Annotated in this window: 11 protein-coding genes; 8 read left to right on the top strand and 3 right to left on the bottom strand. The window is 52.8% G+C overall.

Annotated features, from left to right (window positions below; translation table 11 throughout):
- Positions 1–53 precede the first annotated feature (53 nt).
- The 3 genes from CWI71_RS02785 to CWI71_RS02775 are packed head-to-tail and all read left to right on the top strand — an operon-like array spanning position 54 to position 2701.
- On the top strand, positions 54–1067 hold the full coding sequence (locus tag CWI71_RS02785; protein WP_126753733.1) for a GGDEF domain-containing protein: 1014 nt from the start codon (positions 54–56) through the stop codon (positions 1065–1067).
- A 57-nt stretch (positions 1068–1124) separates the two neighbouring features.
- Entirely contained in the window at positions 1125–1619 is a 495-nt protein-coding gene (gene purE, locus CWI71_RS02780) for a 5-(carboxyamino)imidazole ribonucleotide mutase (protein WP_126753732.1), read from the top strand.
- On the top strand, positions 1616–2701 hold the full coding sequence (locus tag CWI71_RS02775; RefSeq protein ID WP_126753731.1) for an ATP-grasp domain-containing protein: 1086 nt from the start codon (positions 1616–1618) through the stop codon (positions 2699–2701). The genes purE and CWI71_RS02775 overlap by 4 nt, the downstream gene beginning before the upstream one ends.
- Here the strand turns inward: CWI71_RS02775 and CWI71_RS02770 are convergent.
- Both CWI71_RS02770 and CWI71_RS02765 read right to left on the bottom strand, forming a co-directional pair.
- Complete coding sequence (locus CWI71_RS02770) at positions 2684–3340, bottom strand: alpha/beta hydrolase (RefSeq protein ID WP_126753730.1); 657 nt, start codon at positions 3338–3340, stop codon at positions 2684–2686. The genes CWI71_RS02775 and CWI71_RS02770 overlap by 18 nt on opposite strands.
- Positions 3341–3949, bottom strand: a complete 609-nt coding sequence (locus tag CWI71_RS02765; RefSeq protein WP_126753729.1) for a DUF502 domain-containing protein — start codon at positions 3947–3949, stop codon at positions 3341–3343.
- 51 nt (positions 3950–4000) lie between these two features.
- Here CWI71_RS02765 and CWI71_RS02760 point away from each other — a divergent pair, with 51 nt between their 5' ends.
- The 5 genes from CWI71_RS02760 (at position 4001) to CWI71_RS02740 (ending at position 12305) form a co-directional block, all read left to right on the top strand.
- Positions 4001–4561 carry a glutathione S-transferase family protein gene (locus tag CWI71_RS02760; RefSeq protein WP_126753728.1) on the top strand — a complete coding sequence of 187 codons (561 nt, stop codon included), beginning with the start codon at positions 4001–4003 and terminating at the stop codon, positions 4559–4561.
- Positions 4562–4584: 23 nt separating this feature from the next.
- Positions 4585–6750 (top strand): prolyl oligopeptidase family serine peptidase, encoded by a 2166-nt coding sequence (locus tag CWI71_RS02755; RefSeq protein ID WP_126753727.1) that lies wholly within the window; start codon positions 4585–4587, stop codon positions 6748–6750.
- Positions 6751–6929: 179 nt separating this feature from the next.
- Complete coding sequence (locus CWI71_RS02750; protein ID WP_126753726.1) at positions 6930–10034, top strand: efflux RND transporter permease subunit; 3105 nt, start codon at positions 6930–6932, stop codon at positions 10032–10034.
- The gene (locus tag CWI71_RS02745) at positions 10021–11106 is read left to right on the top strand and encodes an efflux RND transporter periplasmic adaptor subunit (RefSeq protein ID WP_126753725.1); all 1086 of its coding nucleotides are present in this window, start codon (positions 10021–10023) and stop codon (positions 11104–11106) included. Before CWI71_RS02750 ends, CWI71_RS02745 begins: the two co-directional genes overlap by 14 nt.
- An 11-nt stretch (positions 11107–11117) precedes the next feature.
- On the top strand, positions 11118–12305 hold the full coding sequence (locus CWI71_RS02740; protein ID WP_126753724.1) for an amidohydrolase family protein: 1188 nt from the start codon (positions 11118–11120) through the stop codon (positions 12303–12305).
- Here CWI71_RS02740 and CWI71_RS02735 read toward each other — a convergent pair.
- The gene (locus CWI71_RS02735) at positions 12302–13777 is read right to left on the bottom strand and encodes a tetratricopeptide repeat protein (protein ID WP_126753723.1); all 1476 of its coding nucleotides are present in this window, start codon (positions 13775–13777) and stop codon (positions 12302–12304) included. The genes CWI71_RS02740 and CWI71_RS02735 overlap by 4 nt on opposite strands.
- Between the last annotated feature and the right edge of the window lie 31 nt (positions 13778–13808).

Below are 13808 nucleotides of genomic sequence, written 5' to 3'. Positions count from 1 at the left end.
AGACGCCCGAAAACAAGTAAAGTGAAATTTCACGAACCAGTACGGATTGAATTATGACGCCAGTATCTACAGCACAATCGTCAGCCACCTTCGATTTATGGCAGCATTTCCGTTTGCTGGCCATGCGCACCATTTATTTTGGTTCAGGCATCGTTATTGCAGGCACAGCCATTTACTCGGCGGTGACCGGTAGCTGGGCCGCAGCGGCAGCACTCATTTGCGTCGCGCTGGGCTTCTTTTTGATCGGTTATCTGTACCGTAATGAACTGGCGCCGCAATGGATCAACTTCCTGGTAATCTGCAGCCTTGGCACCCTGGTCAGTGTGTCGATGAAGTCGGCCGGGATTCTTGGCGTATACTGGATGTACCCTATTCTGGCGATGGTCTTTTTCATGTTCGATAAGACCATTTTCGTGCTCGTTATCATGCTTATTTACGCCTTATTTGCAGCGGTCATTTATCAGGTACTGCCGTTTGATTATGCCTGGCGTGTTGCCGTGTCGATGTTAGTTTTGATTGGCGTTGGCGCGGCCTTCCTAATCATGATGAGCAGCATGCAACGTAAGCTGTTCGCTGCTGCCGCCACCGATTCGCTAACAGGTTGCATAAAACGCGAGTACTTAAGTGACATGGTGCAGCAGGCCATGCATAAAGCCGACCGCGCGAAGCAACCGGTGTCATTGTTGCAGCTCGATATGGACTCGTTTCAGAGCGTCAATGACCGCTATGGGTATTTGTTTGGTGATAAAGTGCTGGAAGAAACAGCGCGCCGCATTCGCAGCGCAACACGTACTTACGACACCGTCATCCGCAGTAGTGGCGCTGAGTTTGTGGTGATCATGCCCAATACGTCAGGCCAGCAGGCGGCCGATGTTGCCAATGAGATCTTAGATCGTATTCGCAATGATCCGTTTTCGGTGAAGTCGCTGGCGGTTACGGTTACCGCCAGTGGTGGCCTGGCAGAATATAAGCCCGGTCAGCATTGGGGCGAGTGGCTTGAAGCTGCGGACTCTGCGCTGTATCAGGCGAAAAGCCAGGGCCGCAACCGCCTTAAAGTTGCACAATAAATTTGCACCCGACGGCGTGCCTAGCTACAATTCGCTCCTTTCAAAAAGGAGCAGCTCATGGCACCCGTACTAATTCTTATGGGCTCGCAGTCAGACTGGCCCGTGATGCAGCATGCCGCACAAATGTTAAAAGACCTGGGCGTTGCATGGCGCGCTGAGGTGGTGTCTGCGCACCGAACCCCCGATTTACTCAAATCTTCAATGGAACAGGCTGAGCAGGACGGCGTTCCTGTGGTGATTGCCGGTGCTGGCGGCGCCGCGCACTTGCCGGGTATGTTAGCCGCATATACCGCTATTCCGGTACTTGGCGTACCGGTGCCAAGCAAGCAACTGAAAGGCCTCGATAGCTTATTATCTATCGTACAAATGCCAAAAGGCGTCGCGGTTGGCACTTTGGCGATTGGTCAGGCTGGCGCGGCAAATGCTGGCTTGTTGGCTGCACAGATGATCGGCGTCACCGATGCTAAGGTACGCGAAAGCGTGAAAAACTTCCGTAGCACGCAGCGCGAAAAAGTAATGAACGGCCCGAAACTGGAGTTACCTGACGCATGAAAGTGTTGTTCGTAGGTGATGGACAATTAGGACAAATGCTCGGTGCCAGTGGTATCAGCCATGGCCATGAGTGTCTTCTCTACAGCACCCGTAGTCACGAAGTAAAACCATTGTCAGCGCATGTTGCGCTGCCCTGGAACCTGACTGAGGCGATTCAGTGGGCTGATGTGGTCAGTTGGGAACATGAGGCGATTCCGGCAGATATCATCGCCGCTGCGCATGACAAGTTTCTGATGGACCCGGCGCGGATCAAAAGTCTGACCGACCGCCGCGCTGAAAAAAAGCTGTTTGATGATTGCCGCGTGGCGACCTCGCCCTGGCAAAGCTACAGCAACGCCGAAGAGCTGCAAAAGCTGCTTGAAGCGGCGCAGCAGCCTTTAGTGCTGAAAGCGGCGCAAGGCGGCTATGATGGTAAAGGACAGTGGCGTTTCAAGCCGGGCGATGCCGTTGCGGAGCTGGTGGCCGAAGCGGGCAAAGCTCCGGGTATTGCCGAGCATCTGATCCCTTTTAACAAGGAAGTCTCGCTGGTCGGCGCGCGTGGTAAAGATGGCAGTGTTTGCTGCTACCCGCTGGTCACCAACGTGCATACCCGGGGCATTCTGAGCTACAGCATGGCGGGCATTGATGAGGTGCCGATAGCCATGCAACAGCAAGCCGAAGCGGCCTTTCATCGTCTGAGCGACGCGCTGAATTATGTTGGCGTTTTTGCCATTGAGTTTTTCGTGGTGGGTGAAGGCGACGAGGCCGAATTGCTGATCAACGAAGTCGCCCCGCGGGTGCACAACTCCGGCCACTGGAGCATGAATGGCGCCAACTGCAGTCAGTTTGACCTGCACATGCGGGCTTTAACCGGTATGCCGTTTCCCCAACTACGTATCGAGCCGACATTAATGCTAAATGTCATCGGTGCCCAACAGATACCGGTCGGCCTCTGGCATCACCAGGACGCGCAATGCCATTGGTATAATAAGGACCCACGGCCGGGTCGCAAGGTCGGTCATGTGAATATCCGCACCGCCAACCTGGCGACCGCTAAAACCTGGGTAAAACAGTGGCGCGAGCGCCTACAGGTGTTGGCTTAACCACTTATTGATCGCGTCGATTTGCTCGGCACAGACCTGATGTTGCATCGGGAACGTCTGATAATCGACGCGGTAACCCCGCTCAGCTAACCATTGGTACGCATGCTGACCTAAAGCCTCCGGTACTACCGGATCCTGGCTGCCATGTTGCATTAAAATAGGAAGCTCGCGGTTAGCTTCCGCAAGTTCAAGCGTTTCATGCGTCGCCAGATAGGTTGATAGCGCTATTAGCCCCCCCAGACGTTCGTGATGGCTTAATGCCGCTTCATAAGCCACGGCGCCACCTTGTGAAAATCCCGCCAGAACAATATGTTCAGGTGCAATTCCGCGCTCTTTCTCGCGTGCTATCAGTTGCCGGATGGCTGCTGCGGACTGCTGTAACTGCGTGGTGTCTACCTTGCGGGCAATCGACATATCCATAATGTCGTACCAGGCAGGCATGCGCATACCGCCGTTAATGGTTACCGGAATTTGCGGCGCATGGGGAAAGACGAAACGAATATGAACATCTTCGGGCGCCTTCAGGTGCGGCACAATAGGTGCGAAATCGTTGCCGTCGGCACCTAACCCATGCAGCCAGATAATACTGCGGTTAGCGGGTTGATCAGGTGCAATTTCGACGCACGGCAGGTAGGCCATTTAATACTCCTTGGCTTGCGCTAGTTTTTTCCCTAGCCCAGCGCTGATGGTCAGTTGCAGGGCGTCTGAGGGACTCATGTCAATAGGCTCAATACAGCTACGTGGCACCATCACCATGTAGCCGCCGACATTGTAACTCATAGGTAAAAACACCGCGACCTGGTCATCGTCAAGACAGCGTGAGAGGCGATCGGTGGGATCTCCGCTTTTTTTGGTAACGATGCCGATCAACCGCAACTCACCACCGGGTAAAGTGACCAAGACAACAGATTCATCAGCAAAGTTTTTGCCTGACATCATGTCAAAAATGTCAGTGATAGTGCCGTAGACACTGTTCAGTAATGGCATCTTATTGATGAGCCTGCCCGGTAGCTGCCAGATTCTGTTTAAAATAAGCCAGCGCGAGCTGAAGCCGATAAGCAAGGCAAGGCCGAGGAAGCTCAGGAAAGCGAGGCCCGGGAAGTAGAAATTTTCGCCCACAATGGCTACCCATATCGGGCGTAGCCAGGCTTCTACGGTAACGAGCAACCACCGCACCACCGCAATAGTGACGACAATTGGCAGTAAAATTGCGAGTCCTTTAAGTAAATAATGTATGGCTTTTTTCATTATGCTACTCTCTTGTGAGTTTGTTCTAGCTTAGCTTTTTCAGGACCCAACATGAAACTATTTGGCAGTTATACCTCGCCATTTGTGCGCCATTGTCGAATTGTACTGGCGCAAAATGACGTAAAATTTGAGTTTGTGCCGACCGATTATGCGCAGAGCGCGCAGCAGTCGCCGGCGAAACGTGTGCCTTTCTTTAGCGATAATGAGGTTAAATTACACGATTCGTCATCGATCATCCGTCATCTCCGCAGTGTAGCAGGGCAGTCATTTTGTGACTCCATTGAAGATTTTGACCTGTATTGCCTGGTCAATACCGCGCTCGATACCACGATCAACTTGTTCTTGCTTGATCGCGACGGCGTGCGTCTGGAAGACGTGGGCTATCTACAGCGTCAGCAATCGCGGGTAGAAGCCATTCTTGATGAGCTGAATCAGCGAGACTGGCCTGAAGCCGACGCGCACAACGATGCCCATTTGCGGCTGGCATGTTTTCTAAGCTGGGCACAATTCCGTGAGCGTCTGGATATTCATCAGTGGCCTAAGTTACAGGCATTTCTGGCAAGTGTGAACCAACAACCATGGTTTGCCAATACCCATCCGGCATTGAGTTAATAATTAAAAAAAGGAAGCGACCTATGCGCCATCTGATTACCCTGGCGAGCGTTGCGGTGTTAGCCGCCTGCTCGCCGCAACAAGAGTCGAGTGACACTGACGTGGCAGAAAAAACAACGACCGTGAATACTCAAATTAACTATCCGGTGACCTTTCGCGGTAATGTGACCGACACTTATTTCGACACTGTCGTAGCTGACCCCTATCGTTGGCTTGAGGACGACCGCAGCGAAGAGACCGAAGCCTGGGTGAAAGCTCAGAATGAAGTCACTTTCAGCTACCTGGAACAGATTCCGTACCGCGAAGAAATTGAAGACCGTTTAAGCGCGATGTGGAACTATGAGAAAGTGAGCGCACCGTTTAAAGAAGGTGATTACACCTATTTTTATAAGAACGACGGCCTGCAGGACCAGTACGTGGTTTACCGTACCGACGCCGAAGGCAACACTGAAGTATTCCTTGACCCGAATACCTTTAGTGAAGACGGCACTACGTCGCTGGCCAGCCTGAGCTTTTCGAAAGACGGCTCACTGGCCGCTTATGCAATTTCAGAGGGCGGTAGTGACTGGCGTAAAATCATTATTATTGACGCCGAGACCAAAGAGCAGCTGGAGCCAGCGCTGGTTGATGTGAAATTCAGCGGTATCTCCTGGTATGGCAATGAAGGCTTCTATTATTCAAGTTACGACAAACCTGAAGGTAGCGAGCTATCGGCCAAAACCGACCAGCACAAATTGTATTACCACGAACTGGGCACTGCACAGGCGGACGATCCGGTGATTTTCGGCGGTACCGAGGCCCAAAAACACCGCTACGTGGGTGGTTCTGTCTCTGAAGATGACAACTATCTGTTCATCAGCGCAGCGATTTCGACCTCGGGCAATAAATTGTTCATGAAAGATCTGACCGCGCCTGACAGCGAGTTGGTCACTATTCTTGATCACACAGATTCCGACACCTACGTGCTTGATAACAAAGGTTCGAAACTGTATCTGGTAACCGATCTGGAAGCGCCGAATAAGCGTGTGGTGACCGTTGACGCGGCGAATCCAACGCCGGAAAACTGGGAGAACTTTATCCCTGAAACTGAGCATGTACTGAGTATTGCTACCGGCGCTGGCTATCTGTTCGCAGAATACATGGTGGATGCCATTTCAAAAGTCGAACAGTATGCTTATGACGGCACCAAAGTTCGAAATGTCGAGTTACCGGGCGTGGGCAGTGTCAGTAGCTTTGGCGGTAAGGAAGAAGCCGAAGAAATTTACTACACCTTTACCAATTACAACACGCCGGGCACTATCTACCGCTTTGCACCGGAAACCGGTGAGTCAACGGTCTATGAGAAGTCGAAAGCCGACTTTGACAGTGATGCTTATGTCTCCAAACAGGTTTTTTATACCTCGAAAGACGGTACTCAGGTACCGATGATCATCACTCATAAAAAAGGCATGGAACTTGATGGCAGCAATCCTACAATGCTGTATGGCTATGGTGGCTTTAATGTCAGCCTGACCCCGTCGTTTAGCATTACCAATGCGCTGTGGTTGGAGATGGGTGGCGTCTACGCCGTTGCTAACCTCCGTGGTGGCGGTGAGTACGGTAAAGAATGGCACATTGCTGGCACTAAAATGAATAAACAGAATGTGTTTGATGATTTTATTGCTGCGGGTGAATACCTGATTGCTGAGGGCTATACCTCCAATGAGCGTCTGGCCGTACGTGGTGGTTCAAATGGTGGCCTGCTGGTGGGTGCGGTCATGACACAGCGTCCTGATCTGATGCAAGTTGCCTTACCGGCCGTGGGCGTGCTAGATATGCTGCGTTACCATACCTTTACCGCAGGCGCTGGCTGGGCCTACGATTATGGTACCGCGGAAGACAGCAAAGAAATGTTTGAGTACCTGTACGGTTACTCACCGGTGCATAACGTTGAGCAGGGCGAGAGCTATCCGGCGACCTTAATCACTACAGGTGATCACGATGACCGTGTGGTGCCTGCGCACTCGTTTAAGTTTGCGGCAGAGCTGCAGGCGAAAAATACCGGCCCGAATCCGCAACTGATCCGCATTGAAACCAATGCCGGACATGGTGCCGGAACACCGGTCTCAAAAACCATTGAGCAGTACGCGGATATCTACGGTTTTACGCTTTACAATATGGGTATCAAAGAGCTTTCGCAGCTGAAATAACCACCGTAGCGCAACCTTAAGAATCTCAGGGGCTCCAATTTGGGGCCCCTTTTTTAGTTATACAACAGATATTTAAGATTTCTTAAGAAGCGTTCAGGCAACCTTCAGGAGGTTTAAGAAAGTAAAGCTCATAGTGTTCACTACATCAGCCGCCAGATGGTTGGTACGGGAGGACCCTTATGAGTATGTTTCGTTTAAGTCATTACAATCCAGTGGCCACGGTCATCGCTTTTTTGATTGTGACGCTGATCGGTTTTGCCAGCGTCAGCCAGATGCCGGTGCAACTGACCCCTAATCTGAATCGACCACAGATAGCCATTATTAATACCTGGCGTGCGGCCGCTCCGGCCGAGCTGGAGAGCGAGATCGTAGAGCCCCAGGAAGAGATTCTGCAGGGGCTGAGCGGGATTGAGCGTCTGTATTCATCGGTGCGTGCGGGTATGAGCATTACCATGCTCGAATTTGCCATTGGCACCGACATGCAGCAAACCTTCATTGACGTGGTGAATGCGCTCAACCAGACACCGCCTCGGCCCCGCGAGGCAGGCGAGCCGCATGTCATGCTCGGTGGCCTGGAAGAAAGTATCGCCACCTTGTTAATTACCCAGACCGGCGAGCAACAAAGCTCTGACTTCAGCGCCTATCAGGATCTGATTGAAGCAAGTGTGAAACCCGTGCTACAGCGTATTGACGGAGTGGCGCGGGTCGACCTGGCCAGCAGTGTCGACCATCAACTTAAAATTCAGGTCGACCCTTACAAGATGGCTGCCTTAGGGGTGCAAATTGGCACCCTGACCAATGCCATTCAACGCTCAGCGAATATGTCCGGCGGTTTTGCTGAAGTAGGGCGGCGCGAATACACGGTGCGCTACAACGGCCAGTACAACGCTGAGAATTACGGCGACATGATTGTCGCGTATAACGAGGGGCGCCCGGTTTACCTGCGTGAAATTGCCACCGTTAGCGAAGGTTTTGCTGATCAACGGAGCTTCGCTTATCGCAGTGGTAAGCCAGCATTTTATATTGTTCTTAACGGCACCAATGACGCCAATACGGTTGCGGTGGTTGAGGACCTGAAAGTTGCGATTGCCGATCTGAATGAAGGCGTGCTGGCGAAAAAAGATCTGAAAATTGAACTTAGCTTTGATCCTTCCGTGCACATTAAGCGCGCCATCGATTTAGTACAAAGCAGTATAGGTATCGGTATCGCTCTGGTACTCGGCCTGTTGTACTGGATGATTCGTGGCTTTCGCGCCACCTTATTGATTGCGGTGACTATCCCGGTAAGCCTGGCCAGTGCATTACTGGTGATGTCGTTGCTGGGCCGCAGTCTGAATATTATCTCGCTGGCGGGGCTCGCCTTTGCCGTAGGCCTGGTACTGGACGCCGCCATTGTCGTGCAGGAAAACTTTCTGCGCCTGCGTCATCAGGGTCTGAGCGTTAGCGATGCAGCGATAAAAAGCGCCGCACAAGTAGCGCCAGCATTATTTGCCTCAACCGCGACCACCGTTGCTATCTTTATGCCGGTACTATTTATGCAGGGGCTGGCTGGCCAGTTGTTCTACGATCTGGCAGTGACCATGTCGGTGGCCGTAGTCATGTCGATGTTGGCTGCCATGTTTCTTATTCCTGTGCTGGCCACCAAACTGCTGAAGAACCGCGACGAAGACAAGGAACCTTTAGCGCTATGGACGCAACTGGCGAACCTTTATGCGCGGCTGACGCGCACCCCCCGACGCGCAGCCTCCTGGCTGCTGTTCATTCTGGCCGGTGCCGCCATTGTGCTGATGACCTTAACGCCACGTCCGGACTTTCTGCCAGAAGCAAAGTGGGAGGGTATTTTCGTCGCGATGCAGGTACCACCCGGTGCTAATTATTCAGTCATTGAAGATGAAATTGCGGCGACCATTGTACGTCGGCTGGAGCCTTACCTTAGCGGCGAAAAGCTGCCCCAGGTCCGTGATTATAATTTGTCTGCAAGCGCCGGCGGTAATGTGTTATTCGTGTACCCGCAAGAGCCTGATGCGGCGCCAGAAATGATTCGCGCGCTGCGGCAGGATGTGTTGGCTGACTTACCCGAAACCATGGCATATGCGCAACAGGCGTCATTGCTCAACGTCAGTGTTGGCAGTACCAATCGTGCCATTCGCCTGAACTTTAACGGTGCTCTGGATGACGCGTCGCGTCTGGTTATTGAGCGCACTATCGGCTTATTAAGCGACCGCTTACCAAACACTGTCCTTCGCCCGGTACCGAGTATTTATGATGCAAAACCCGAACTGCTGGTGACGCCGCGCGATCATCAGTTAGCGCAGGCCGGCATTGATCGCAGCACAGTAGCGGCCAATGTTCGGGCAGTAACCAATGGCTTATGGGTGGGTGAGTTGTTCGATGGCTTTAACCGCCGCGACATCATTGTCGAGGCGAAGCCGTGGAAGACCCCCGAAGCGCTGGCAGCTACACCGCTTTATACCCCGCACGCGGGCGTGCAGACCATCGGGCAACTGGCTGATATTGAGCGTATGACCGGTCCGGTGCGGATTCAGCGCCTTGATGGTAGCCGCACGTTGACACTGATGATCATGCCACCGCCAACTATCACGCTTGATGAAGCGGTAGAGGTCACGCGCCAGGTAATGGACGAAGTGGAAACCGAGTTGAGCCCGGGCGTTTATATGACGCTGTCCGGCGGTGCCGATGATTTGTCCGACACCATCACCAGCATGACAGATAACTTCGTGTACGCAGTTGTCATTCTGTTTTTAATTATGACGGCGGTATTCCGCTCAGTGAAAGATAGTTTGTTAGTGCTTACTACGGTTCCGATGGCTTTGGCAGGAGGGGTACTAGGTCTGCAGTTACTCAACGTGTTTACTTTCCAGGCGCTCGACTTACTGACCATGATCGGCTTCGTTATCCTGCTCGGCCTGATGGTCAACAACGCAATCTTGCTTATTGATCAGACGCGTCGGGCACAGAGCGAAGGCATGCAAATCCACGCCGCGATTCACTATGCCATCGCGACGCGGGTACGCCCGGTTTATATGAGTTCGCTCACTTCGGTATTTGGCATGTTGCCGCTGGTACTGGTACCCGGAGCCGGTAGTGAGATCTACCGCGGACTGGCGATGGTGATTGTCGGCGGTATGTTAGTGAGCACCTTATTCATGTTGATTTATATTCCTGCTGCGATGCGGGCCATTGCTGCAGTGCAAACGCGCGTTAAACATTTTGCGTTAGCGCAGCGTCTGAAAACCAAGGAGAGTGACCATGTGTGTGAATAATCGTTTTTTCCAGGCTCTGTTTCTGAGTGCAACACTGGCGCTGACGAGTTTTAGTGCCTTGCAAGCGAATCCGGTGGTATCGGTGGTACCGGTCAGTAAAGAAGTTATCAGCCCGACGGCGATGGTTAGTGGGCAGGTGCAAAGCCGCCACGCCAGTGAGTTAAGTGCCGGGGTAAACGGCAAGCTGGTATGGATAGCAGAGCCGGGCACGGCCGTAGCAGAGGGCGGGGTGTTGGCTGAAGTTGACGCACGTCCCTACGAACTGGCGGTACGCCAGCTCGAAGCCCAGTTGAAGCGCAAAAATATTGAGATTGAGCGTACCAAACGCGATCTCGAGCGATTAAGTGACCTGTATCAGAAGCAGGCCATCTCAGCACGCGAAATTGACAATATGCAGGCTGACCTGGCGTTACTGCAATCTGACGAGGAACTGTTGCAGCTACAGTTAGAGCAGGCGCAGGACGACTTGAAAAAAACCACCGTCCGCGCGCCCTTTGCTGGTGTGGTGACCGAGCGTCTGCAGCGGGCTGGTGAGGATGTCACCGGTACGGCGCCATTGTTAGGATTGGTCGATGTCGAACACCTTGAAATCCGCTTTCACGGCCCACTGGCGTACAGCGACTTTACGCGCCAGGCGGCGCAGGTGAGTGTCTACTACTCAGGTGGTGACACGCGTATGCCACTACGTACCGTGATTCCAGTCAGTGACGCGCGATCACAGACATTTACCGGCGTACTGAAAATACCTGCAGATATGCAGGGCGCTTTTCGCGTCGGTGAGTTGGTGACGGTTGCGGTTCCGGCGGCTTTACCTGCTGAACACTTTGTTGTGCCGCGCGATGCACTGGTGATTGGTAAAGGCACCACCAGCGTTTATGTGATCGATAGCGAGAACAAAGCGCAGGAAGTTAAAGTCAGTATCGCCGGTGGCTCCGGCGACTATGTCAACGTGGTGGGTAAATTGCAGAATGGTCAGCGGGTGGTGGTGCGCGGTGCTGACACGTTACGCCATGGGCAGATGGTAAAAGTTCTGAGCACCCGGGAATTCCCCTTAACCACCATCGGTAGCTAAGGAGTCAATGTATGCGTAGCCTCTATCTGATCGCGATCACGGTCACTTTATACAGCAATGCTTATTGGTGGAACGGTAATGAGTTTGTCTTTGGCGATCGTTATGTGACCAATACCCACTTTAGCGATGAGACGGAGCAGGCGGTCGATGCGACAGTTGACTTGAATGGTCAGTTCATCATTCCACCACTGGCCGATGCGCATAATCATAACCTGCAGAACCCTGCGCTGGCACAACGCTTTCAGCAGCGTTACATTCAACAGGGGGTTTTATATGGCGCCATGTTATGCGGTGACCCGGCGAGCGCGGCTGAAACGCGCCTTATTCTGAGCCAGGCGCAACTGGATATGCGCGTAGCCGGAGCGTGCGTTTCAAGCTCCGATGGCCATCCGCTACGCATGGCAATGGCCGCCGGCGAGCGGTCACCAGAGGAGATCTACGACAAAAGTTATATCGTTATCGACGAGCGTACTGATATTGATGCGAAAGCCGGGTTATTCGAGCGTGCTGGCGGCGACTTGACTAAGCTTATCCTTGTTCATCATGAGGACATTGCCCGTCGCGATAACAATGATTACTTTGGTTTAAACGGCTTGCAGCCGGAGGTCGTCGCGCCCTTAACCCGCACCTTACAGGAGCGTGGCCAGACCGTAGTGGTGCACACAGAGTCAGCTGCTGACTTTGCACTGGCGGTGACTGCGGGCGTTGATTGGATCGGCCATTTACCGGGTTATCACTGGCATGAAGGTAAGTCTGCTGTTGATTACCGCCTGACAGCAGAAGTGATCGACGCTGCGGCAGCGCAAAAGACGAAAGTGATTCTTACGGCAAGTGTCGTTGAGCTCTTCAAGAGCATGAGTGAGGAACAAAAAGCCCGGGTGCAGCAGTTGCAGCATGAGAACATTGCCGCGCTGCGAAATGCGGGCGTCACCTTACTCAGCGGCTCGGATTTGTTTATGGGCAGCGTGGTGGATGAACTTATTTACCTGCAACAGTTTGACTTCACCGCGGCCGAGTTACTGGAGATGGCGACCTATACCACTCCGCGGGTGCTATTGCCGCAGCGCGACATTGGTCGTTTACAGGAAGGGTTTGAGGCAAGTTTTCTCGCATTTGAACACAATCCTTTGCGCGACCTGACTGAGCTAAAGCAGCCCACCCGCGTGGTCAGGCAGGGCGCGCTAATGTGGTCGAATTAATTGGGCACCTGTGCTGCGAGCGCCTGAAACTCTATCAGGGGGCGCAATGGGTCGTAGTGCGGATCCTGGTGGAGTAACAGAACCTGCGGCTGTTTTTGCTTAATGGCATTGCGTAAGTGGAACAAGGCTTGTTCGGTTTCCCCTGCGACAATTGCATAGCGCGCCCAGGAGAGAGGTGGTAAATACTGGCCCAGATTGTCGCTATTTCGCTCGTCAAGCAACTGTTGATAGACGGCTTTAATACCACCGCCGGCGAATAAAGCCTGATAATCCGCGACGCGTTGTTCCGGGTAGTTCTGCAGCTGTCGCATAAGGATTTCCAGATGCTCCATGGCCAGGGCATCGTCACCGCTCACCACGCCAAGTCGGTGCAAAATGGCATTATGAACCACAGAGGCAGCCTCTGAATTAATCAGACGCTGTGTTTCGGCTTTTGCTTTGTTGTAGTCGCCCTGGAACATGTACACCAGCGACAGGTTGGTATAACGAAAGAAATCCGGATCTTTCTGTCGCAACTGACGCAGCATATTTTTTGCCTCGGCAATGTTGCCGCGGGTAATCAAAAACTCTGAGTAGCCAAGGTAAATGCCCGGGTCGTCGGGCATTGCTTCGATGGCTCGCTGATAATATTCAGCGGCGCGATCAAGTTCCCAGGTGCCCAAAAAAGCAATCTTCGCTTTGAGTTCAAGCGCATCGCCGTTATTTGGATCGGCTGCCAATGCCAAATTAGCGATGGTGGTGAGCTCATCAATATAGAGCTGCAAGTCCTGGTAGCCTTGCTGACCACTCATCTCGAATTTAGCCTCACCAATACCCAGGTGAGCCGGAATATAATCGGGGTGTTCGCGCAAAATGTCGCGGAATAACTCAATTGCCTGGCGATAGTCTTCGATGGTAATTTCGTGGTACACCGCATGCTCAACAGTCGCCTGTGCCTCTTTAAACTTGCGCTGAAGTTCCGGGCTCAGACCGCTGATGTCAGCCATGGTAGAGCTAGCAGGGGTTTCTGGCTTGCTGCGATCGCTCCAGATACCGTAAGCGATTGCCGACACGATCAGGAATACGAGTGCGGCGATACCGAAACGATAGGATTTACGCCGCTGGACGCGGCGCAACTGCTGCGGCGCAGACCCAACGTCGGGCGTTGGGTTGGTGTGAGACTTCACTTCAGTATCGGGTAGCCAGCAATAGCCAACGCCGGGCACGGTTTTGATAAACGTCGGCTCGCCGCGACTATCCTGCAGAATTTTACGTAGTTTACTGACTGCAACCGAAAGGCTGTCTTCATTGACGATGCGTCCCGCCCAGACAGCTTCTAAAAGGCTTTCTTTTGATAGTACTTGTTGTGGGTGCTGGCAAAAGTACTCCAGCAGACTGGCAACGCGATGTTCCAGACTTTGCTCGCCCTCTGGGCCACGCAGCATGGCGTGCATGGGATCAAATTCAAATTCTTTAAATTGATAATAAGACACGGGGGTTCAGGTTTTCCATTCACAAGTTAAC

Source organism: Pseudidiomarina insulisalsae (genome assembly GCF_003987065.1).
In the GTDB taxonomy this organism is placed as follows: Bacteria; Pseudomonadota; Gammaproteobacteria; order Enterobacterales; family Alteromonadaceae; genus Pseudidiomarina; species Pseudidiomarina insulisalsae.
The sequence above is the reverse complement of the archived record's forward strand: the minus strand, read 5'-3'. Positions and strand labels throughout refer to the sequence as shown.

Coding starts and splice junctions, on each gene's coding strand:
- CWI71_RS02740 (WP_126753724.1), top strand. CDS start 11,118: ATGCGTAGCCTCTATCTGATCGCGATCACGGTCACTTTATACAGCAAT.
- CWI71_RS02760 (WP_126753728.1), top strand. CDS start 4,001: ATGAAACTATTTGGCAGTTATACCTCGCCATTTGTGCGCCATTGTCGA.
- CWI71_RS02745 (WP_126753725.1), top strand. CDS start 10,021: ATGTGTGTGAATAATCGTTTTTTCCAGGCTCTGTTTCTGAGTGCAACA.
- purE (WP_126753732.1), top strand. CDS start 1,125: ATGGCACCCGTACTAATTCTTATGGGCTCGCAGTCAGACTGGCCCGTG.
- CWI71_RS02775 (WP_126753731.1), top strand. CDS start 1,616: ATGAAAGTGTTGTTCGTAGGTGATGGACAATTAGGACAAATGCTCGGT.
- CWI71_RS02770 (WP_126753730.1), bottom strand. CDS start 3,340: ATGGCCTACCTGCCGTGCGTCGAAATTGCACCTGATCAACCCGCTAAC.
- CWI71_RS02765 (WP_126753729.1), bottom strand. CDS start 3,949: ATGAAAAAAGCCATACATTATTTACTTAAAGGACTCGCAATTTTACTG.
- CWI71_RS02750 (WP_126753726.1), top strand. CDS start 6,930: ATGAGTATGTTTCGTTTAAGTCATTACAATCCAGTGGCCACGGTCATC.
- CWI71_RS02785 (WP_126753733.1), top strand. CDS start 54: ATGACGCCAGTATCTACAGCACAATCGTCAGCCACCTTCGATTTATGG.
- CWI71_RS02755 (WP_126753727.1), top strand. CDS start 4,585: ATGCGCCATCTGATTACCCTGGCGAGCGTTGCGGTGTTAGCCGCCTGC.